12 protein-coding genes are annotated in these 23274 nt (G+C 40.0%); 5 read left to right on the top strand and 7 right to left on the bottom strand.

Going from position 1 to position 23274, the window contains the following annotated elements; genetic code table 11:
- Positions 1–1091, bottom strand: a 1091-nt coding sequence (locus tag HYU69_01515; protein MBI2269015.1) for a hypothetical protein, incomplete at its 3' end; no start/stop codon positions are given.
- Positions 1092–1349: 258 nt separating this feature from the next.
- On the opposite strand from HYU69_01515, the gene HYU69_01510 reads away from it, so the two are divergent.
- Both HYU69_01510 and HYU69_01505 read left to right on the top strand, forming a co-directional pair.
- Positions 1350–4520 (top strand): SBBP repeat-containing protein, encoded by a 3171-nt coding sequence (locus HYU69_01510; GenBank protein MBI2269014.1) that lies wholly within the window; start codon positions 1350–1352, stop codon positions 4518–4520.
- A gap of 51 nt (positions 4521–4571) precedes the next feature.
- Positions 4572–6506 (top strand): T9SS type A sorting domain-containing protein, encoded by a 1935-nt coding sequence (locus HYU69_01505; GenBank protein MBI2269013.1) that lies wholly within the window; start codon positions 4572–4574, stop codon positions 6504–6506.
- A 182-nt stretch (positions 6507–6688) separates the two neighbouring features.
- Here HYU69_01505 and HYU69_01500 read toward each other — a convergent pair whose 3' ends face one another.
- A complete protein-coding gene (locus HYU69_01500) occupies positions 6689–8278 on the bottom strand; it encodes a hypothetical protein (GenBank protein ID MBI2269012.1) in 1590 nt (529 codons plus the stop codon).
- A 236-nt stretch (positions 8279–8514) separates the two neighbouring features.
- Between HYU69_01500 and HYU69_01495 the strand changes: the two genes are divergently transcribed.
- Both HYU69_01495 and apaG read left to right on the top strand, forming a co-directional pair.
- Entirely contained in the window at positions 8515–11733 is a 3219-nt protein-coding gene (locus tag HYU69_01495; GenBank protein MBI2269011.1) for an SBBP repeat-containing protein, read from the top strand.
- A 118-nt stretch (positions 11734–11851) separates the two neighbouring features.
- Positions 11852–12238, top strand: coding sequence for a Co2+/Mg2+ efflux protein ApaG (apaG, locus tag HYU69_01490; protein MBI2269010.1), 387 nt, complete (start codon positions 11852–11854; stop codon positions 12236–12238).
- Here the strand turns inward: apaG and mnmD are convergent.
- From mnmD to HYU69_01465, 5 genes are all read right to left on the bottom strand, one after another.
- Positions 12230–12892: a tRNA (5-methylaminomethyl-2-thiouridine)(34)-methyltransferase MnmD gene (gene mnmD, locus HYU69_01485; protein MBI2269009.1), complete on the bottom strand. Its 663-nt coding sequence runs from the start codon at positions 12890–12892 to the stop codon at positions 12230–12232. The two genes, apaG and mnmD, sit on opposite strands and share 9 nt — an antisense overlap.
- A complete protein-coding gene (locus HYU69_01480; GenBank protein ID MBI2269008.1) occupies positions 12892–14874 on the bottom strand; it encodes a sulfatase-like hydrolase/transferase in 1983 nt (660 codons plus the stop codon). Before HYU69_01480 ends, mnmD begins: the two co-directional genes overlap by 1 nt.
- Positions 14875–14892: 18 nt before the next feature.
- A complete protein-coding gene (locus HYU69_01475) occupies positions 14893–16944 on the bottom strand; it encodes an OmpA family protein (GenBank protein MBI2269007.1) in 2052 nt (683 codons plus the stop codon).
- 80 nt (positions 16945–17024) lie between these two features.
- The gene (locus HYU69_01470; GenBank protein MBI2269006.1) at positions 17025–18077 is read right to left on the bottom strand and encodes a tetratricopeptide repeat protein; all 1053 of its coding nucleotides are present in this window, start codon (positions 18075–18077) and stop codon (positions 17025–17027) included.
- A 192-nt stretch (positions 18078–18269) separates the two neighbouring features.
- Positions 18270–22583: a hypothetical protein gene (locus HYU69_01465; protein ID MBI2269005.1), complete on the bottom strand. Its 4314-nt coding sequence runs from the start codon at positions 22581–22583 to the stop codon at positions 18270–18272.
- 161 nt (positions 22584–22744) lie between these two features.
- On the opposite strand from HYU69_01465, the gene HYU69_01460 reads away from it, so the two are divergent.
- Positions 22745–23274, top strand: a 530-nt coding sequence (locus tag HYU69_01460) for an MFS transporter (protein ID MBI2269004.1), incomplete at its 3' end; no start/stop codon positions are given.

Here is a 23274-nt window from a genome sequence, read left to right as displayed (position 1 = left end):
TTTCGGAAAACAAATAGCAGGTATGCAATACGAAACATAATTACTATCCTCAGCAAAGGAGAACGGATGCCTGATAATTTTTTACGGATATTATTACGCAAAACAATATCATCAATAAACTTCTCTGATCTTTCAGGCAATACTTTTGCATACAACTTTAAGGTGCATGCGAGAGATAAAGACTCTCTGTACAGCGCCGATTCCTCTTCATGCGTCGGCACTTTGTTGATATCATTTATTATCAGTTGCGATTCCTTATAGCGCCTTAGTGTGATCGTCTTTTCAAATAAATTATACAACATGGTCATGAATTCACTCGGATTATCTTCGATGATCGCGGGATGCTTTTCAAATAATGCTTTCAGTTTAATGGTCTCTTTATACGAATTTGTCGTATCTCCAAGGTGATCGTAATAAATAGACCAAATGTTGTGAAAAAAGATCTTCATCCTGAAGGTCGTAGCCTTTGATCCATCCTGCAGGTATTCAGAAATAATGATGCTATCAAATACTTTTTTTATTTTTATTTTGTCATTGGTATTATTCGCAATCGAAGCCCGGCAATACAACTCATGATATTTATTCAACTCTTTGCTTCTGTCAATGAGGGTATAAAGGTTTCCGAAAAAATTCGCAATACCTTTAAAAGATTGCTTATAGATCACTTTACCAAGTGCAATATTTTTTTCAACTGATATAATATGTGCAACAGTTTCATATTTATCCAGCATCAAAGCCCCCTCTTTTAAAACAGTCATTCTCTTAAAAAACTCATTATCCAATCGCTTTTTTTTCAGGATACCGGCTTTATATAATTCGAGATTTATGTCATTATTATCATCCGTATCATTGTATGCCACTAGACTTTTTAATATGATCTTATACAAACGGTGCTTGGCCAACGCAAATTCTCCGGATTGAAATTGCTTCTTCAATGAACCTTCATCGTATTCATCCATCGCGCTGATCTTATCAAAAAGTTTCAGGTATTGTTTATCCTTTTCATACAACGAAGCAAATAGCTTAAAATACCTCTTCTCATTCTTGTGAAGAGATTTTATAAGTAAGAAAAGGTCGGTTGTTGGTTTCAATTGAATATATGCTATTAAAATTAGAAGATATAGAACAATGTAAAAAAATCCAGATCTGCGATAACCCAAAAACACATCTCTCTGTTCTAAATTAGCATAAATTCTTATACACTTATAAACTAACTGAACAGGAAATAATCAACCCTCAATTGGTTTGGAAGCTGTTTGATTTTATACGTAACTTGCTTTCTCATGAACAATATCAAGCCTTTGAAACATATCTTTCTGTTTACAATTTTAGCACCCTTCATTTGTAATATGTTGGCCATAGGAAACCAAAAACCTAATGGTGCTGCTATTGCCAGGCAATATTTAACCAATAAACCTGTCCGGTTTACCGAAAACAAGGGCCAAATAACAGATATGGAAGGAAAATCTGTACCATTTGTATTATTCAAAATCGATGCGCCTTCTTTGGAGATGTATATAACCTCAAAAGGAATTACCTATATGTTTCTGAAAATGGAGGAAAAAGATAAAGAAAATGCAAAAAAAAAGGAAGGTAGTGAAGAAAACAGGAGGATGGAATGGAATCGGATCGACATGTATTTAAATGGCGCTTCCATTAAAACAGAAAATATTATAAAAGAAGGGCGAAGTATGGATTTTGCACAATATTTTTCAGGCCAATGCCCTGATGGAATTACCGATATACACAGTTTTGAAAAAATAACCATTAAAGAAATTTACCCCGGTATTGATTGGCTTCTTTATAATTCAGATTCAAAAGGATTTAAATATGATTTTATAGTTCATCCGGGTGGCAAACCCAAGGATATTCAAATCGTTTATAATTCTAAAAGGCCCGTTAAACTGAACAGAAATGGAGAACTGATTATATCCGCTGATCTTGGTACTATTACCGAAAATGCACCTTCAAGCTTTTTTAACGGCCAACTGGTAGGAAGTAAATATAAACTTTCTTCCTCTAAAAAAAATAACTTAGGTGGATATACCAGCACTGTTGGTATTGACTTTTCTGCAACTATGCAGATTTTTTTTGAATCATCTGATATCGCATACCCTACAACTGATTTAATCATTGATCCGCAGTTAACCTGGGGTACCTTTTATGGAGCAAATGGTGGTAATGGCAACGATGGCCCTCTATCTGTTACGACTGATTCTAACGGCAATGTCTTTGTCACCGGATATACCGGGTCCACTAATTTCCCTACATTGAACTCCGGCACTTATTTTCAAGGAACTAATGCAAGTGGGTCAGTAGGTGACCTTGATGGTTTTATTTTAAAGTTTAAGAATACGGGAACACTACTTTGGGCGACATATTATGGTGGAAGTGCTGCAGAATTTAATAATTCTATTGTTACTGATGGTAATAATAACGTATTTGTGACCGGACAAACATTCTCTACAGATTTTCCACTCCAAAATTCGGGAACCTTCTTTCAGGGAACTTTTGGCGGCACCTGCGACGCTTTTATATTGAAATTTAATAATAATGGAAACCGTATCTGGTCTACTTATTACGGTGGAACAGGATTCGATTCCGGCACCTCAATTGTTGCGGATGGCAATAACAACATTTTCCTATCCGGCAATACCCGTTCAACCGACTTTCCGGTCATGAATACTGGCAATTTTTTCCAGGGAGTAAATGCAGGTGGTATGGATTTATTTATTCTGAAATTAAACAACAGTGGTAATCAGATTTGGGCTAGTTATTATGGGGGAAGTTTAAATGATTTTGGAAACTCTATAACTTCTGATGGTATTGGAAATGTAATAATAACAGGATATACACAATCCAACAACTTTCCTACTTTAAATGCTGGAACTTTTTTCCAGACGGCAAATTCAGGAAGTACTGATATTATAATTCTAAAATTTGATAATTTCTGTAACCGGCTTTGGGCTACCTATTATGGAGGAACCGGTGATGATTATGGTTATTCAATCGCTTCAGATGCTAACAACAATTTATTCGTAACAGGACAAACTCAATCTGCAAACTTCCCAGTCCAGAATGGAGGTGCTTTCTTTCAAGCAACAAATGCCGGAGGTATCGGAGATATTTTCATTTTAAAATTTGACAATGTATCTAATCGCATTTGGGCAACATATTATGGCGGAAGTGGAAATGAAGCACAGTATTCTAATGATAATCTGGCAATTGATCCATGTGGATTTGTATATCTCAGTTTCCAAACAAGTTCTTTAATTAATATCACTCAGCCTTCATGCGATGGAGGTTATTTCGACAATTCTTACAACGGAGGTACCTGGGATCAGTTTATCGTTCGGTTCTCAAACACGGGAGTACGTCTTTGGGCAAGTTATCTTGGAGGAGATGGAAGTGATTTCCGGTCTCCCATAGCAGTTGATAATTCAGGTAATCTTTTTGTTTCCGGTGAATGGAGTACAATAACAAATAATGCTACATATCCCTTGCCAAATCCGGGAGGGGGAGCTTACTATGATGGTACATTTAATGGCACCGCCCCTGATGATGGTTTTATGGTCAAATTTAATTCTATAACAGGAACTTCAACTTCTTCATTCGTAAATTCAACTTCATGCAATCCATGCAATGGCTCTGCAACCATTTCACTAAATAATATATGCGCTCCTTTTACGTATTTATGGAGTAATGGATTAACTCAATCTACAACAACCAATACAACAAGCAACATCACCGGCCTTTGCCCAGGAAATTACACGGTAACAGTAACAAGTAATTGTAATCAGACACTAACTGCAACATTTGCGATTGCAGGCAATGCTTGCGGAGGAATTACAGTTACTGCATCAAGTTCAGATATTTGCAAAAATGGCTGTGCAACTGTAACAAGTACAGTCACCAATGGCACCGGCCCATACACATATACTTGGAGCAATGGCGCAACAACACAAAATATAAGTCCATGTCCTGTTTCAGCAACAACCTATACTGTAACAATAACAGATAATACTGGATTGACAGCAACTTCAACCGCATCCGTGACAATTAATCCTGCGGTTACTGTAACAGTCACCTCAACAAATTTAACCTGCAACGGAAGCAATGGTGGTTCGGCACAGGCAACCGGAAGCACCGGAACTTCGCCTTTTACCTATAATTGGAGCAATGGAATTAGCAATTCACTAATCTCAAATCTAACATCTCAAATCTATACTGTTACTGTAACGGATAACAAAGGTTGTACAGGAACTTCATCTGTTACAATAGCTGCTCCACCCGCCTTGTCCGGACAATTTTCAAAAGGCACGGCCAATTGTATGGGCTGTGGATGCAAAGAATGGATAATGGTTACGGCTTCAGGAGGAACTGAACCTTACTCCTACTCCTGGTCCGCCTCAGGCGGAATAGTGAACAGATATAAAAATCAGTTATGCCCTGGTACCTATACTATAAATATTAAAGATAAAAATGGGTGTAGTATAAATATTAGCCTTACTACACCCTGAAACAATCAGTTATGGGCAACCCTAAAAACGACAACGTATAAAATATTACACATGAATAAACTTTTGAAAATTATCGTTACAATAGGACTATTTGGACAAAATATAGCCAACGGGCAATCTATTTTAAATATTTACCCCGACTCCTTAGTTGCTCCGATAAATATAAACTTGACGCCCGGAGTTTTCTTTGGCCCAAAAACAGCTGCTGCTTCAAATGATTTTATGGGAAATGGTATTCACCAAAATATAATAAGAACAAATGTGGTAGAAAGTGTGTTGAACAATACCTCGAATTTATCGAGCTGTCTTTCGTTGCTTTCTACAGTACAAACCGACTTGCAAAATTTATCTTTAAAATGCAATAAACTCATTTTTATTTTTGAAAAAATGCCTCTATGGTTGAGTAGTTCTACTGATGGCAACTCAGTTACTGGTATTGCAGGCTATTATGTTTTTAACACAAAACCACCAGCTAATTGGAATACATGGCAAACAGTGGTAGACAGTATTACATCAAAAATTATAAATCAATTTGGAATATCAAATGCTTACTTTGAAGTCTGGAATGAACCAGACTTGGGCTCATGGAGTGGAACAATAACAGAATATTTTACCCTTTACAAGAGAACTTATGATGGTGTAAAGTCGGCAAACGCCTCGGCAAAAATTGGCGGACCAGCAGTAAATTTTTGGTCGAATAACATATACTGGCAAGCACCCTTAGGTTATATTTCTAATACAAAAGCTGACTCTTCTCTAATTGGACAGTTATTAGACTCCACAGTAATTTGGAACAAAGTACCTGACTTTATTACGTGGCATAACTTTAATATCTCGTATCAGGAATTTGCTAATGCCACAAATTATATTCAGCAAAAATTAGTTTCACTTTCTCTGCCTAACATTCCATTAATTGTAAGCGAATGGAACGCACCATCGCAAGTAAGAGATACACGGCTCGCAACCTCATATATGATTAAAGCTCAACTAGAGGTTTCTAAAACTGTTATTGCAAATAATTCAATTGCGGCATGGCAAGACTTTAATCCCAGCACTACAGAATTTCATAACGATTATGGTCTACTAACTTACGGAGCAATCCATAAACCTGCTTATAATGGCATTTTGCTTTCAGAAAAATTAAGTGGGACAACTTGCAAAATGACATCCTCTGCTCCTTATGACGGAGCCTCATCAGTTATGAACGACACCTTATTCGTTCTTATTTCTAATTATTGCCCACCCCCTATTATTGAAGCATTAAACAATACATTATATCAAGGGCAATTTAACGTAAATCAATTAGATAGTGTAGGCTATATTGATATAGCCGGTAACAGTGTATCGCACATTGACTCAATTTACAAAGGATTAATTATTATCCCTAATTCCAACGCCATGCAAATTGCAATTAATAATTCAATCGGAATTTATCAGCATTGCGATTCAATTGCGACCTCACCAAGACAATTTAATTTGAATATTGGCGGATATACAGGAAATTATTCTGGACAATTATTCATCGTTGACTCGACCCAAAATAATATGCAATATAAGTATGACTCATTGCTAACGGCTGGTTATACACAATCCTCTGCGATTTCAGCAATACTCCCCAATCAAAATATTAACTCCTCAACCATTTCTGTAAATGCAGGGCAATACCCATTTTCATTACAGCCCAATGCTGTTTGTTTATTTAAGATTAATATTCCAAGTACAATTAGTGTGGCTGAAAATAATATTGACACACACAATTTTACTATCTATCCTAATCCAACATCTACGTCATTGACAGTTCCTTTTTCATCTCAACAAATAATTAGAGATGAAATACAAATATATAACTCAATGGGAGCTTTAGTGAAAACAGTTGACACAAAACAATCATCGACAGTTATTGATGTTTCAGAATTGGCGAGCGGACTTTATATTGTGCGACTAAAAAATCACACACAGCAGACACAAAAATTTCTAAAACAATAGACGGCACAATGACAGAAAGAAGGACAGCCCATAATCGAGTAGGCTCCCCCGCCTGAATTAACAAGCGGGGGAAGCCTCTCACACTTAGTGACCCCATCCCATTAATTGGGCGGTGCTAGATTTGAAAATTCGGCTTACCCTTAATAATACTTATTCAAACAAAATGACCCTGGACATTTTAATTAACCATTTCTAAATACATCCGTCGTATTTCCATTACCCTTCTTATTCACATATAAACTGATCATATCTTTATATGTTTCAGATAAAGTTCTTTTCTCAATTTTACTTTCTAACCAGGCCATCCAGTACACTGGTGAAAGATTATCTTCCTGTATAGGGTTAATTGTAATGATCTCCAGATCTCGCTTTAGCTTTTTCATGGAATTTATCAACTCTGTTCGACCATTAATTTTTGGATATTCAACCTTAAAATAGTTGATCATTAACTCTTCGGGGTGATTCTGCTTTCTTAAATTTTTCAGGTATCTCTCCGTATTTCTGATTTGATTGTCAAGGATTTCCTGGTTTCCCAATTCATAATGTATGAGAAGATTTAATATATGCGCGCCCACCTGGTCATCTTGAAAATAATCTATAAGATGTTTATTCAGGATAATATTAACCCGTGACAAAGCATTTGAATATTCTCCATTTAAAAAGAAACAAACTGCAGCGAGATAATTATAATATGTCAAAGGTACGTTCCCAAATCTATAAAAATTATTTTTCACATATGCATCTGTTATTTCAATGGTTTTCACACTTTCTTTAATTTTACCTAGAATAAGATATAAATTCAATTTTCTCTCATAATTCGACCACATAATCTTAACCGGGGCCTCACCAAAATGTATTATTGAATAATTCAGTAATTCCTCTATCCTTTTATTGGTTTGCAAAGCCTCATCAAATTTATTGAGCATAAACTGGATAATAAAAAGATTGTGAAGTGTATTAACATAATTAGCAGGCCCCCCGCATTGATCCATATATTTTTCAAATATTATTACACTCTTATTCAAACTTTCGCATGCTTTTTTAGTTTGTCCGGATAAAAAACTATTGACAGTATGGATATGATAAAAACGCGTTTTTGCCATATGGGTCAGCGCTTTGTCAATATCAGTCAGCAAAGTATCTTTCATTATCGGTTGTAACATCTTTTTTATTTTACCAGACTTACCCGGTTTCATATATAGTACAGGTTCTATTCTTAGTGACAGCAAACCATACTTCTGAAGGTTGACATATTTTTCAATATACTTATTAAATTCTGCCTGAAACCTCCGGATATATGATTGTATATCATTAATATCTCCCTTACGCAATATCAGGCGATACTCAATATCAAATATTTCTATACTCTTTAATAAGTCATTTCCCTGATACGCCTTGAGTTTTGCTTTTTCAAGAATCTTCAGGCCCTGATCGTACAACGACATATTACACAAAGTTTCCACCTGATTGAACAGTTTTCTTACCTGCTTGGCAACCGTATCCCTTGCAACATTGGCTTCAAGACTATCAAGAATAAGGTTGTATAAATAATTTTTCATCCTTGGCAACTGCTTTAACAGTCCTTTCCCGGAAAAAAACTTTTGAATTACCGTCTCATCATATACAGACATTTTATCAAAACAATCAAAAAGCTTTACATAATTTTTTTCCCCCGCCCGATACCTGTTGGAGTAAATTTTAAAGTAACGCTTGTCGGATTTATTCATTGATTTTATTAAGTCGAAAATATCCTTTGATTTGATATTATACATGTAAATTTATTTAAATTAAATATTTATATATTATTGATTATCAATTAATTAATTATAAAATAGGAAATAATATCTATTTTACAAATGTAAAAATATTAACTTTTTTATTTTTTTCACGCATATTTTACGTCTATTTTTATTTATAATCCATTTGACCAATTGAGAATAATAAACAATATTGGCAGTGGCCGATAAGTGAGTAGAGTGTTCTCCGTACTTTAATTAAATTGATTCTAATGAAACAAAAACACCGCCTTCTTATCCTGACAATTGTATTGTTCATATATGGCAGTATGTTTGCAAATGGCAATGTAAACAAACAAAAAGTATTCGAAAAGGAACAACAGCTTAAACAAGATATAGGTGCCGGCGGCATTTCCTTTACTCCCAATAAAGGGCAAATGGCCGATAAGAATGGTAAGCCCTGTCCCGATATATTGTATAAAGGTGATGGAGCCGGAGCAGATATTTATTTGCGTAAAACAGGTATAAGCTATGTATACAGCAATATGGCCGAAGTAATGCACGAGGTGTTCGAAAAGGTAGAAGAGATGGAGCATTCCGGGAACGGGCTAGGAAATAAAACCGCGGGGGAATGGGAACAAGAACTCATGCAAAAGGAACCTGTTAAAATTCACCGGGTAGATATGGATTTTGCAGGTTGTAATACCAACATAACCACAGTTAATGAAAATGAACTGGAGGGCTACAATAATTATTATTACGCTCACCTGCCTGCCGAACAGGCAGGTTGCCCTGGTGGGATATTAAATGTAAAACAATACAACAAAGTAACATACAAGAATATATACAACAATATTGATGTAAGCTATTATGGTAACAGCACAAAAGGATTAAAATACGATCTCATCGTCCAACCCCATGCCGACCCCGATCAAATACAACTCCACTGGAAGTATGCTGAAAATATACACCTTAACCGTCAGGGAAATAGTTCGACTGGGCTCACCACAAGTTTAGTGATCAAAACAGGTGTAAATGAATTCTATGAATCTATTCCAAAAGTTTATCAAATAATAAACGGGAAAATCATTGATATAAAAACAAAATATATTTTAACTCCTGTTTCCACAGGCGAAGCGATCATTAGTTTTTCATTTTCAGCTTTTAATTCTTCATTCCCTCTCATCATTGATCCCTGGGTGACTTATTACGGAGGAAATAATTATGATAATGGGACGAATATTATTACCGATGCCATGGGAAATGTATATGTGACCGGGTGGACTGGTAGCACTGCGAGCATCGCTTCAGGTGGATTTCAAAATGTTTTTGGTGGTATCGAAGATGCCCTTCTTGTAAAGTTTAACCCGGCCGGAGTCCGCCTATGGGCTACATACTACGGTGGAACGAGTCAGGAACGGGCTTATGGTGTACAGGTGGATCCTTCCGGCAATGTTTACCTGGCCGGATATACCAGCAGTCCCACTGGAATTGCCTCAGCTGGTGCATTTCAAACAGTTTTCGCCGGTGGTTCGGATGCTTTTCTCGCTAAATTTAACAGTGCTGGAATTCGCCTGTGGGCCACATACTACGGAGGAACCGGTGGCGATGCGGCTTACAATGTTAATACCGACAATGCAGGAAATGTATATTTAACCGGAAACACAAATAGTGCTTCCGGCATCGCTTTCGGTGGATTTCAAAATACATTAAGCGGTGGATTAGATGCTATTTTGGTAAAATTTGATTCTGCCGGAAACCGTCTTTGGGCCACCTATTATGGTGGAACGGGTTTTGACTATGGATATAGTGTTTTAATCGATGTATCATTCAATGTGTATATGGCAGGACGCACAACCAGTGTTAGTGGTATTGCCTCCTCCGGGTTTCAAAATGCTTATGGTGGAGGATTGTCTGATGCTTATCTTGTGAAATTTAACTCCGTCGGAGGCCGTACCTGGGCTACATACTATGGAGGGACTGGCAGAGACGAAGGCAACAGTGTTGCTTCCGATATTTCAGGAAATGTTTATCTGGCCGGATATACCAGCAGCACGACTGGAATTGCAGTCGGTGGATTTCAAAATATTATTGGTGGAGCGGCAGATGCATTCCTTGTGAAATTTGATCCGACGGGTCTTCGCCTTTGGGGAACTTATATTGGAGGAAGTCTCGATGATTATGCTCTTAAAGTGGTGGTTGATCCGGTAACCAATGATGCTTATTTATCCGGAGACACCTACAGTTTAAATTTTCCGGTAACTTCCTGTGCTTGGCAGCAAACTCTGGCAGGCGGCATTTCGGAGGACGGTTTTGTTTCGCACTTTAATTCTGGCGGACAGATTGTTTGTTCTTCTTATGTTGGTGGTCCGGCCGTACCTAATGACGAAGATTGCCGTATAGCCCTGTATGGTTGTTATATTTATATGACAGGGTTTACAAGTGGTATTTATCCTGTAACCGCAGGTGCACATCAAACAGTCTTTGGGGGACAAAATGATATAGTTGTGGCTCAATTATACAAAAGCAGTTGTGGCTTTAATAAAACACCTGATCTTATTGCCTCTGCAAATACCAATTCTGTTTGCCCTAACACCCCGATTAATTTCACTGGAAACTTTAAGGTAAGCTGTGATAACAGCGTAGTTAATTATAAGTGGAGTTTTCCGGGAGGCATGCCTTCAACTTCTGCAAATCAAAATCCTACCGGTATTCTTTACTCCGGATCGGGAAATTATGCTGCACAACTTATTGCATTTACACCTTGTGATACAGATACTGTTTATGTAAATATCACTATCAATCCATGCGGGGGAATTACCGCCAACGTAAACTCAGCAACAATATGCGGCGGTACAACTCCATGCCCGACTCTTTCAGCAACAGGCGCAAGTGGAACTGTCCCATATACTTATATTTGGAGTACAACCGCAACAACAGCGGGTATTAACCCCTGTCCGGCAAGTACAACTAATTACACCGTAACAATTACGGACAATGCGGGATTAACGGCGACTTCGGTGGCTGTTGTAACCGTTAATCCTATGGTTAGTGCAACTGTAACCCCAACCAACATAAATTGCAGTGGTAACACCAACGGCAGCGCTATCGCAAATCCGGGTAACGGAACTCCGGCTTACACATTTAACTGGAGTAATGGGGGTTCAGGGTTCCAGGTTTCAGGTTTGTCGGCAGGAACTTATACTGTTACTATAACGGATAACAAGGGATGTACGGCAACTTCAACAGCAATTATAGTTTCACCACAGGCCTTAGCGGTCCTGTTTAACAAAGGCACCGCCAATTGCACAGCGTGTGGTTGCAAAGAATGGATAATGGTAACCGCAACAGGCGGTACGAACCCATACAGTTATACCTGGCCGGACGGATATACCAATCGTTATAAAAACAAACTTTGTCGTGGAGCCTACAACATAAATATTAAAGACAAGAACGGATGCAGTATAAACGTCAATCTCACTACACCCTGATGATCAGGGTCATATCCAACCCGGGATCCACACCAATTAACTTATCAACTTTTTAACTTTATCCTCTTTTTTATTAATTAATTGTTGCTATTTTAGCATTGATTAAACCTGTCACAACATGGTTGCAGAAGTAACACACGGGATAAGAGTAAGTGTAATCACTAAGTATATGGATGGGCATTCCAATCCGGATATGCACTATTTTTTGTTTAGCTATAAAATTAAAATTGAAAACAACAGTGAGTTCGCCGTTCAATTGCTGCGCAGGCACTGGCATATTTTTGACTCTACAAACGGGCACCGTGAAGTTGAGGGCGAAGGTGTAATTGGCCAACAACCTACAATACTTTCGGGTGAATCGTTTGAATATGAATCGGCTTGTGATCTCACCACTGATATAGGAAGTATGCATGGCATTTACCTCATGCAGCGCAAAATTGATGGTAAACAGTTTGAAAGTAAGATCCCACGTTTTGAATTGATCGTTCCGCGTCGCTTAAATTAACTTTACAGCTCTCACCATTTCACGTTTCCCGGGTGGACCGGGTAAACTTTCAACCTTAAAATTTGATGCCCTTAAGTTTCGCTTCACCTCTCCTTTTGCGCAATAGGTCACAATAATGCCTCCCGGTTTTAAAAAAGTATATAACCGATCGAAAATAGCCTTCGTCCACAATTCGGGTTGAACACGAGGAGCGAATGCGTCGAAGAAAACAATATCAAAGTTCCCATCACTTTTAAACTGTTCTAACTTTTCGTTTTTTTTCGTAAACAGAAAGTGATCGGAAAGCCTGGTACTTTCATTGAAACCTGTTGAATGAATTAAGCTGAACTGATCAGCATATACTCCGGCATTCAACAGAACCGGGTAATTCAATTGCTGAACAATATCCATTTCAAGAGGGAATGGCTCGATTGCAAAATAGTTTACAGACTGTTTTGATTCATTAACTGAGTGTAAGAATGTTAAAAAAACATTCAGCCCTGTTCCCATACCTACTTCAAGAATATTCACCTGGATTGCCTGTTGTGAATAATACTCCAGCCCGTTCTTTATGAACACATGCTTTGACTCATTAATGGCCCCATGACAGGAATGATAATTTTCATTTACTTCCGGAAGAAATAAAGTATGCGAACCTACAAGTTCTCGCCGCACTAGTGAGGAGTTTGTGGCCCGACCTTTTTGTTCAGGATCAACCATTGCGTGGCCTGTAACATAGCCTTCGAAAAGAGTTTCATGCTATCCGCCTGTGCCCTGTATTTATCAATAAGTTGAACACTTTGTCGTGTCTTATATGGATATAAATACTCCCTATCGCTGCTGAATAATTTAAACCAGAACAACGAATCATTCACACAGCCGAGTTTATCATTCGCGCTGAAACAAATAAAGTCCCTTTTATCATGAAGCAGATCGATGCCAAGTGTATTATTTATATAATTCATATTTAATAAACCCATAATGGTCGGATATATATCCATCTGCCCCCCCACCCTGTCAATGATCGTATCCTTTCTCAAAATACCCGGGCCATACATAATTAAAGGAACCCTGTGAAACGACAAAGGCATTTCATAATAATTTCTGAATGGAGCTCCATGGTCGGCAACAAAAACAAACAATGTATTATTAAACCAATCCTGCTTAGCCGCTAAACGTAAAAACTTCCCTATAGACCAATCGGCATATTCAACAACTTTCTTTTCGAGTGTACCTGTATGTGGTTTGAATCCTTCATTGCTTCTATCCGGCAAATGATAGGGGCCATGATCACTTCCGGTGAGCATGGCCGCAAAAAAGGGCTTATTGTTTTTATGCAGGTCCGTTAATTTGTCCACAGCATATTCCAGCATGAGATCATCGGGCACGCCTGTAGGCTTGTATACTTCTTTTGAATTGTAATCACTTTCACCGATGGCCTCTTTAAAACCATTCCCTTTAAGGAAACCCGAATTATTATCAAACTCCACATCATGGGTGCAGAAAAAAACAGTCTGGTAATCTTTATCAGCCAGCGTACGCCCGATCCCCGTGAATGGCTGGAGGTTATTCTCGTTGAATTGCAGCGGATGCTGGTTCATCAGGGAAGGAAAAGAAAATAAGGTTCCGTAAACTCCATTGAATGTATGGATCCCGGCCGAAAAAACATTACTAAAGAAGAGCGATCTTTTTATAAGACTGTCCAGCACGGGTGTCATGTTCTCCGTATTTCCATCCACACCCATTTTTGTCATCGACATGCTTTCCATTAACACAATAACAACATTAGCTTTCAGCTCATTTTCCTTTGGTTGAATAGTGCGGGCTATGGGTGAATCGAATTTTGCCTGAGTAATACCATAAAAGCGTTGAACCGTTCGTACTGCAAGCGTGTCATCCATAAAGTGGATCCCAATATTATCCGGATCCTTTGAATTCAGGTAACTCCGCATATAGGTAAACACCGGGTTAAGCCCCAATTCATTCGCGAAATGATAATTAGAAAAATAAGCCGTTCCCCATTGAATGGGTGATTTCGACTCAATTCTTCCTCGTATCCCTAAAAACAAAAAGCCCATAGCCAGTACCGATACGACAATATTCTTTGTTCTGCTGATATTTATATTACCTGTGATCTCCTGGCTGTATTGAAACAGGAACCTGCGCCTGAACCGGATAATTGTTTTAATAAATAAAAATGTAAGAATTAAAAAAAGCGCTAAGAAAGGATAGTTATACAAATCCGCGAAAACAATTTTAAACATGAACCCTGGATCATTCTTCCACGCGAAAGCCGCGACTGTAATTCGTGTAACAAAATGTTCAAAATAGGGAATGTCAGCCGCGCAAATAAAAAAACTTATAGCATATAATATCGCGATCAATACAAAAATAATTTTTGCCGGCCGCTCCATTTTCACCTGAAACCAACTCAATATGCTCAAACATGCGATCGGCAAGGCAAGAATATATCCGCTGATCACGGTATCAAACCGCCATCCCATTAAAAAAGCGTGGGCAAGAATACCTGTGGGAACCTCAAGCGAAGTCGTCCAGTTAAAAACAAGCAGCGTGAAACGAAAGGCTGTAAATACAAGCAAGCCCGACAGATAAATATTGGCAATAAAACGAACCTGGCTGGGTACTAATGATTTCACTGTTAAATTTGCCTCCTGTTATTTACTCATGATCTTAAATTCCGTGCGGCGGTTGAGCTGGCGGCCTTCTTCCGTATCGTTTGTGGCAACGGGCTGGGTCAAACCATATCCTTTAAAGGTCAGGCGATCGCTCTTTATTCCGTGAGAAATAAGATAATCCACAACCGATTTCGCTCTCGACTCCGACAGCACCTGGTTATAGCCCGCACTACCCTTTCCATCCGTGTGGCCCGATATCTCAATTTTAAGTGTCGGCATATCGTTCAATAATTTTATTAAACGCTCTAACTCATTCGTCGACTCGGGGCGAAGTGTAGCTTTGTCAAAGTCAAAGAAAATATTATTCAACACGATCTTTGTTCCGATCTCGATCTTCTTGAGAGCGATATCCTTTACTATTTCCTGGTAAGCCGCCGATGCAGGTATGGTGATGTTCTCGGAATGGAACAAATAACCTTCCGCCTTTACAGCGATCCCGTAATTTTTTCCGGAAGGCAACGAAACAAGGTATTTACCTGAAGTACTGTTGGAATTAAAATTGGCGATCACTTCATTCTTTTCATTATCAACTAACTCAATGGCAGCCTCCACCGGCTGTCCTGTTTTCTCATCAGTTATTACACCTTTCAGAATGGTGATCTGGGCCGACTTGATCTCTACCGCCGCAGCTATAACCCGCTCTTTCACCGGTTCGGCGGCACTGGCCAGCAGGTTATCCTCGTTATTCATCACCATAGGTTTTTCATCACCAAGGAAAGTAATCATATAAATATCCTTTTCACCATATCCGCTCGCGTTGAATGATGAATAGTAACCATGCTTACCGCTTGCCGAGATCGCGAAAAACACATCATCATCGGCTGTGTTGATAGGATAACCCAGGTTCACAGGTTCTGTCCATATACCATTCACTAAAGTGGATTTAAAAATGTCATAACCACCCATTGAATTATGCCCCTGCGAACTAAAGTACATTGTTTTGCCGTCAGGATGAATAAAAACACCCTCTTCGCCATATTGTGTATTTATCGGAACACCAATATTTAAAGGCTTTGCCCACCTGTTCTTTTCATCTTTCTTGCTGATATAAATATCACGGTCACCTAGCCCGCCTTTACGGTTACTAACAAAATACAGGCTTCTTTCATCAAACGATAGCGAAGCGGTTGATTCATGGGCATCTGTATCGATATACTTATTCATCTTATCCGGCTTTGTCCAGACAGATCCTTTGAGGTTACATTCATAAATATTACCATCACCTCCATTATCGATATACACATAAAGCGTTTGCCCGTCGGGCGAAAGACCGGCGGTGGCATCATGGCCCTTGGTATTTATGGGAGGACCGATATTTACAGCCACCGACCACTTACCATCCTTTTTACTTGAAAGATAAATATCCTCAAAGTATTCGTTCAGGCCGGGATCAATCTCTCCCCCTGTTGTATTGTCACGCCTTGAAGTAAAGATCATTACCGACTCATCAGCCGAAATAACAGCGCCATATTCCGGGTATTTGGTATTTACTTCGGGACCCACGTTATCAATGAAAACGCGCACGGGATGTTTTACCAACTCCTTGCCATTATTACACTCCTGAATTTTTTTCTTCACATCCTCACCTAACAGCTCAAGCTCATCACCCTTTAAGATCGAAAGGAACTTATTATATTCTCCAATGGCCTTGTCCCATTCCAGGTTAAGGTGGTAAGCACGACCAAACAGGTAATGGATCTGCGGATCAACATTAGGATCAAGCTTAAGAGCTTTCTCCAGATAAGGAAGAGCCCTCGTTTTAAAACTCGTATTGAAATAGGATTTGCCGATCTTAAAATTCAGCATCGCGTTATTCGGATTGAAAGCATTCGCCTTCAGGTAAGGCTCAATAGCCGATTTATACCAAACTTCTCCCTGTTTATAAAAATCATCACCGGCATCTATATTCCGTTTAGCCTCCTTCAAACCGTCTTTGTCATTTTTGAAATTGTCCTTAGTGAACTCAACATTTTGAGCAAAAGCTGAAGTGAGACAGATAAAAGCGATTACCGTAAGTTTTGATTGTATCATATTTATTAAATTGCTTTTTGTTGGTTGTGTTGATTGATTGTTGTTCCTGACAACTAACAACCAACAACTATTAACTATTCTCATTTATCACACGTACTTGCATAATTTTTACCGATCTCCACACCAAGCTTTCCCGCTGTTTCCCAATCTTTGCAGGCTGTTTCATCCCGAAGCATTTCCTTGGCAATTCCACGGTTCAAATAGGCGTAACCATACTTATCGTTGAATTTTATCGCCATTGAAGCGTCTTCAGCGGCTCCTTTATAATCTTTTAACTGGTATTTAGCGGCAGCGCGATTGTTGTAGGCAAAAGCATAATCATATTTTATATTAACTGCAGCCGAAAAGTCATCAATGGCGCCTTTAAAGTCTCTATCCTCAAACCTTGCACTGCCACGGTTATTGAGGGCAATGTGATAATCTTTTTTAATACTGATGGCTTTTGAATAGGCTTCTATCGCTTTTTTAAGCTCTCCTTTTTTACGGTGAGCGCTTCCAAGATTGTTATAAGCAAACGCCAGGTCGGGATTAATGGAAATAGCTTTATTGTAATCAACTATCGCGCCTGAGTAATCCTCCAATTGGCGTTTGGCGCTTCCCCTGTCGTTGTAGGCATACGCATAATCCGATTTTAGCATTATGGCTTTATCATAATCAGTAATGGCACTTTTGTAATCGGCGCTCTCAAACTTCAATCCCCCCAGGTAATAATAGGCCTGGGCATGATTACCATTGTACTCAATTGCTTTTATATAATCCGCTTCAGCGCCCGGCTTATCGCCCATACTTTGCTTTGCCTGAGCCCGGCTGAAATACGCATTATCATTAGCCGCGTTAAGCGAAATGGCTTTGTTAAGGTCCTCAATGGCGCCTTTCAGATCCTTCAACTCAATTTTAGTGATACCGCGATTAAAATAAGCCAGGTCGAAATCGCTCTTCAGCAAAATGGACTGGTTAAAATCCTCCAAAGCGGCCTGATAGCTTCTGTTGGTGTAATTACTTATGCCGCTGTTATAGAATTTTTCAGCATCCTGGCTGGGACCAAGATTGCTGGCTTTAACGCTGTCAACCTGGCCGTATGAGCTAACGAATAAACTGCAGGCCAAGACAACAAATACAAATTGTCTTTTCATATTATATATTATTAAGAGTCATGTTGTTAACCGGTTAATCTACCGGCAAAATTGAGCCATTAAATTAACATAAATTATTCACAATTTACATAAAATTTATGAGGTGATGGGTGGGTACTGAGTCATGAGAAAAAAATCACTACTGATCAACGTGATCGAATACTTCAAATGGATATTGTTCACAAGGTATACTTACGGAGCCGCAACTGTAACATTAATACTACAATTATTTTTATCCTTAATATTTATAATATATGTACCCGGACATAACTGATTTTTATACCTGTTCGCATACCCCGCCGGTGAAGACCAGGAATACGTATAAGGACTTATTCCTCCGGTCGCTGCAACCATTATCCATTCTTTGCAGCCGCAGGCTATACAGTTGGTTGTGCCTTTGGTAAATTGTCCGGTTAAAGGTGGAGGTGAAGCTATTGTGACAGTGGCTGTAACACTGCAACCTCCCGCATCACGAACAGTAACGGTGTACGTATTTGGTGCCAGGCCGGTAAGAGTAGAAACGCCGGAGGTGCCATTGCTCCAGGAATAAGTAAGCGCGCCGCTGCCGCCCGAAGCCGATACCGTGGCCGATCCATTGTTGTTTCCGCTGCATGTCGCCGGAGTACCCGTTAAACTATTTATCGAAGGAGCTGCGCTGTTACCGATGACCGCAGTAGCTGTTTTTGTACAACCCTTGGTGTCAGTCGCAGTTACGGAATATGTTCCGGGCGAAAGGCCAGTGGCTGTTTGTCCCGCGGCGCCATTACTCCATGTATAAACAAAAGCTCCTGTACCTCCACCTGTGTTAGCCACAGCGCTTCCTAAAGGATTTCCACATGAAGCGGAAGTAGGTGTAGTACTTACTGTAACAGCGGGCGGCTGAGTAACGGTGACCGAACTGATGGATAAACACCCTAAAGCATCTCTCGTTGTAACGGTATAAGTGCCCTGTGCAAGGCCACTGGCTGTCTGCGTTGAAACGCCGCTGCTCCAGGAATAGGTATAAGGAGTTGTCCCTCCGCTAACGCTTCCTGAAACCATACCATCATTTCCGCCGGTGCAGCTCACATTTGCAACTACTGTTGAAGTGGTAGTTGTACCTCCTGTATTGGTAACTACGGCAACTGAGGTCATGCTGCAGGGCTTGGCATCCGTGACTGTTATTGTATACGATCCAGCCGACAATGAGGTTATCGTACGCGCGCTGCTTCCCATACTCCAGCTATATACTTTTGTACCCGTACCTCCTGATACGGTAACAGAAGCCGAGCCCGTATTTGAGCCGCAAGGTGTTGAAACAGGAGAAACTGTAAGAGTCATTCCCGATGGATCATTAATCGTTACTGTTCTGGTGTCGGTGCAGCCGTTCTTATCAGTTACAGTAAGCGTATAAATTCCGGCAGAGAGACCTGTTGGATTCGCATTAGTTCTGCCATTGCTCCAACTATATGTATAAGGAGTTGTTCCATTCGAAACAAAGGACGTAACATTGCCATTACTATAACCTTTGCAGGTAGGATTATTCTTACTTATTGTACTTATAGCGGGAGATGGTACCTGGCTTACAACCGCTGTAGTTATTACACGGCAACCCGTACCATCCCTTACTGTGACGGTGTAGGTTCCGGGATTAAGACCCGACTGAGATTGTGTTGTTCCACCATTACTCCAACTATATGTTAAAGAACCTGTCGCACCCGAGGCTGTTACTGAAACGGTTCCAACGTTTGATACCCCGCAGGGAATTGTAGAGCCTGTTGTAGTCAGGCTCATACCCGGAGGAGGTTGTGTAATAGTTATACCTGCGGTTTTTGTACAGCCTATGTTATCAGCAACGGTAACTGTATATGTTCCGGCAGTAAGCCCATTCGCTGATGCTGAAAGGCCTCCCGCAGGCGACCAGACATAAACATAAGGCGCTCTTCCGCCGGTTACGTTCACTGTAGCACTGCCATCAGCGTAACCGGGACAGGAAATATTTGACCCATTTATAGTAGTACCCAGTGGGGTATATTGTGTTACAACAACAACAGATGTTCCTGTACATGAACCAGAATCACTCACTGTAACAGTATAAGTTCCGGCTGCAGGGTTTGAAATTGTTGCCGACGTTCCGCCTGAAGGAGACCAGGTATAATTATATGGACCTACACCACCATTCGGAGATACTGTAATACTCCCGTTTGAAGTGCCACTGCAATTGGGAGTGCCCTTGGTAATAATCGGTGCTAAATTTCCTCCTGCTACTGATAAAATCTTCACCGAATCAATAACAGTAGCGCAGGAACCTTGTGTACGCACTTGTACAGTATATGTTCCAGGCGTTAAGCCTGTGGCAGTTTGTGTTGTTTGACCTGTAGGATTCCAGATAAATGAGTATGGCGGACTGCAAAAGCCGGGATTCGCTGTCGCTGTTCCCAGAGAGCAGGTTCCGGCATCGGTATGTGTTATGTTTACAAGGTTAGTACAGGTGAGTGCGTTAAATTGTACAACAAAGCCCTGCCCTACTGTTCCCATGGTGCCCCAGTTTGAAGTGGAAGAAGTAGCGCCGCAAGCCGACACCATTCCATTATTGATTTTTACGTCGAACGTAATATTCGATGCACCGACATTATAAGAACCCAAAGAATTTAAATTCGCATCATAAAAATAAATCGCCCCCTTTGATCCCACATACACATTACCGCATAATATATCAACAGCAATACCTGAATTAATATTCGGACCTGTGTTAACTCCTCCGGGAATGGTAACTCTTTTTATAAGAGCCCCGTTACTAAGGTTTCGTTGATCCAATGAAACACCATCAGTGGTATAGAGGTAACTGCAGCCGGCCGCTATACCATTTGTACCAAGAGAATTAGGCATGTGTTCACTAAAATCAACATACGAATAATTTGTGTTGAGAGACCATAACAATGAAACAGAGGAACCGGTGATCTGGAAACACAACAACCTGTTGTGAGGACCGGATGTTGGTGTATAGGTAGTAATAGTAACGTTACTGTCGGCCGCAAGCGCATAATAATATCCATTTGGCGCCACAGTACCCGCGTAGATCTCACCGATCGTATTATCTCTTGTAACAGCTCCGAGCGTTCCATTCGCAGGATTCATAACAGCAGCCTGGGCGGTATTACCAGGATTAGCGGCACATCCACCCTGTATAAGTGTAGAGTAATTACAAGAGTACGCGAGGTTCCAGGTCTCAAAAATATCGTTATTGGTTCCTGCTCCGCAATAAAAATAATTTCTGACTCCGCCGGTATTTACACTCACCATCCCATACTGATTTCCGCCGCACACCCCAAATGCGGCCGAAGCCTGGTAATGAGTAGCCACATAACTATCGCCAGCGGGACTGACAACCAGATCTGAAACAGAATAATCACTGTTTCCTCCCTGATACTCGGTTAACTGATAGGTCCAGACCAACACTCCTGCGCTTGTATACTTTTGAATAAACTGACGAAGGTTCCAGCCCGCGGAAGCATAAGCTCCCAATATATAAACATTGTTAGCCGCATCAACACCAAGATCTACAGGCGCAAAGCTGCCAGTGGTGGGCGATACAAGCCAGGGATCAATCACCAAAGGTGATTGACGATCAAATTCTGCGAGTGCGAATGAAACTTCATTGTCGTTCAGTTTCTGAAATGAAGAAATGATTTTCTTTTCACCCTGAAAACTTACAGGAGCATGATCGAGAATATCTCCCATCGGGGTTGTGATATGGAGTGCTCCTGAGTTGTCAAGCTCCAGTCCATCAACCCCTGAGTAGTGCATAATAAAGGCTGAAGGGTCGGCTCCCACTTTTAGATGAATGGAATATTCAATTCCTTTTCTTTCGTTTCCTTTCTCCTCGTGAAATTTAAATTCAACATCTATGCCCGGGTAAACATCGTGATACAGAAGTTTGCGATATCCTTTGATGCGGCCAAAATCTCCACCGGAGAAATAGAATGGAGTTTCCTCCGTAGCTTCAACACGCGGATGAGTATTCGCGTTCTTCCAATCAATAAAAATGTTATGATAAGTGATACTTGTATTTTCCTCCCACTCCTCTTCCTTTTGGGGCTGGTACATTTTTTCCCATTCATCTTTCTGAAGCTCACCCTTGTATTCCGACTGCTCTAAAGAATAAATAAATCCCCGTTCAGTAAATAGGATCGTCGCCCCATCATATATACACCCGTAAAGCACTTCATCATCATTAACCGGATTCTTATACTGACCGTTGTTTTGTTCAAATGCCTTTATATTTCCGGGAAGGGTTTCGGCATGTCCGACCCAGTTCGCAGTGGCATTTTGAGAACGACCAATTGATGGTATTTTACTTAAACTCTGATGACGGATATTATTGGGTAATCCCAAATTAAGGGAATGGGATATGCCCATATTTTGAACCACAGATATACCTGCTTTGTTTTGAGCACGACCGGAAAAAAAGATCAGGAATAGAAAAATTAAGCCTTTGTATTTCAAAAGATATCTTATGCTATTCATTTTTAAAGATGTTATCATTGAATCCCTCCGAAACACTCTTCCTGCAGGTTAATCCATATAAAATTACTCATTAAAAGATGCAAAGACAAGTTCTGTTCCTTACTGAAATAGCGGATTTTCACCAATTTTCAATTACTTTTGATTTCTTATTCAGCAAATCTATGTATACTACAAAATCACCAACTCGCGGACATATATTGTTAATTATTGTGGCGGCGCTTGGCTATTTTGTTGATATATACGACCTCGTATTGTTTAATGTAGTGAAAAAAGCCAGCCTGGAAGCCTTGCAGTTAGGAGGACCTATGCAGGAGCATAACGAAATTCTCTTATTTAACTGGCAAATGACCGGCATGATGCTGGGCGGTATTTTGTGGGGAATATTAGGCGATAAAAAAGGAAGGCTATCGGTTTTATTCGGCTCCATTCTGCTATACTCGCTTGCGAATATTGCCAACGCTTTTGTAGCCCCCGGCGACCTCAGCACCTACTCCATCATACGATTAATAGCGGGGATCGGCCTGGCCGGTGAATTAGGAGCAGGTATCACACTGGTGGTTGAAACAATGAGCAAGGAAAATCGCGGTTACGGAACAATGATCATTGTTACATTTGGAGCATTGGGTGCCGTATTCGCCTCTATTGTTGGCAAAAAAGGCGCACTGTTCGCCAGCTTTACAAATGATATGCT

The organism is Bacteroidota bacterium (assembly GCA_016183775.1).
Classification (GTDB): Bacteria; Bacteroidota; Bacteroidia; order JABDFU01; family JABDFU01; genus JABDFU01.
The sequence above is the reverse complement of the archived record's forward strand: the minus strand, read 5'-3'. Positions and strand labels throughout refer to the sequence as shown.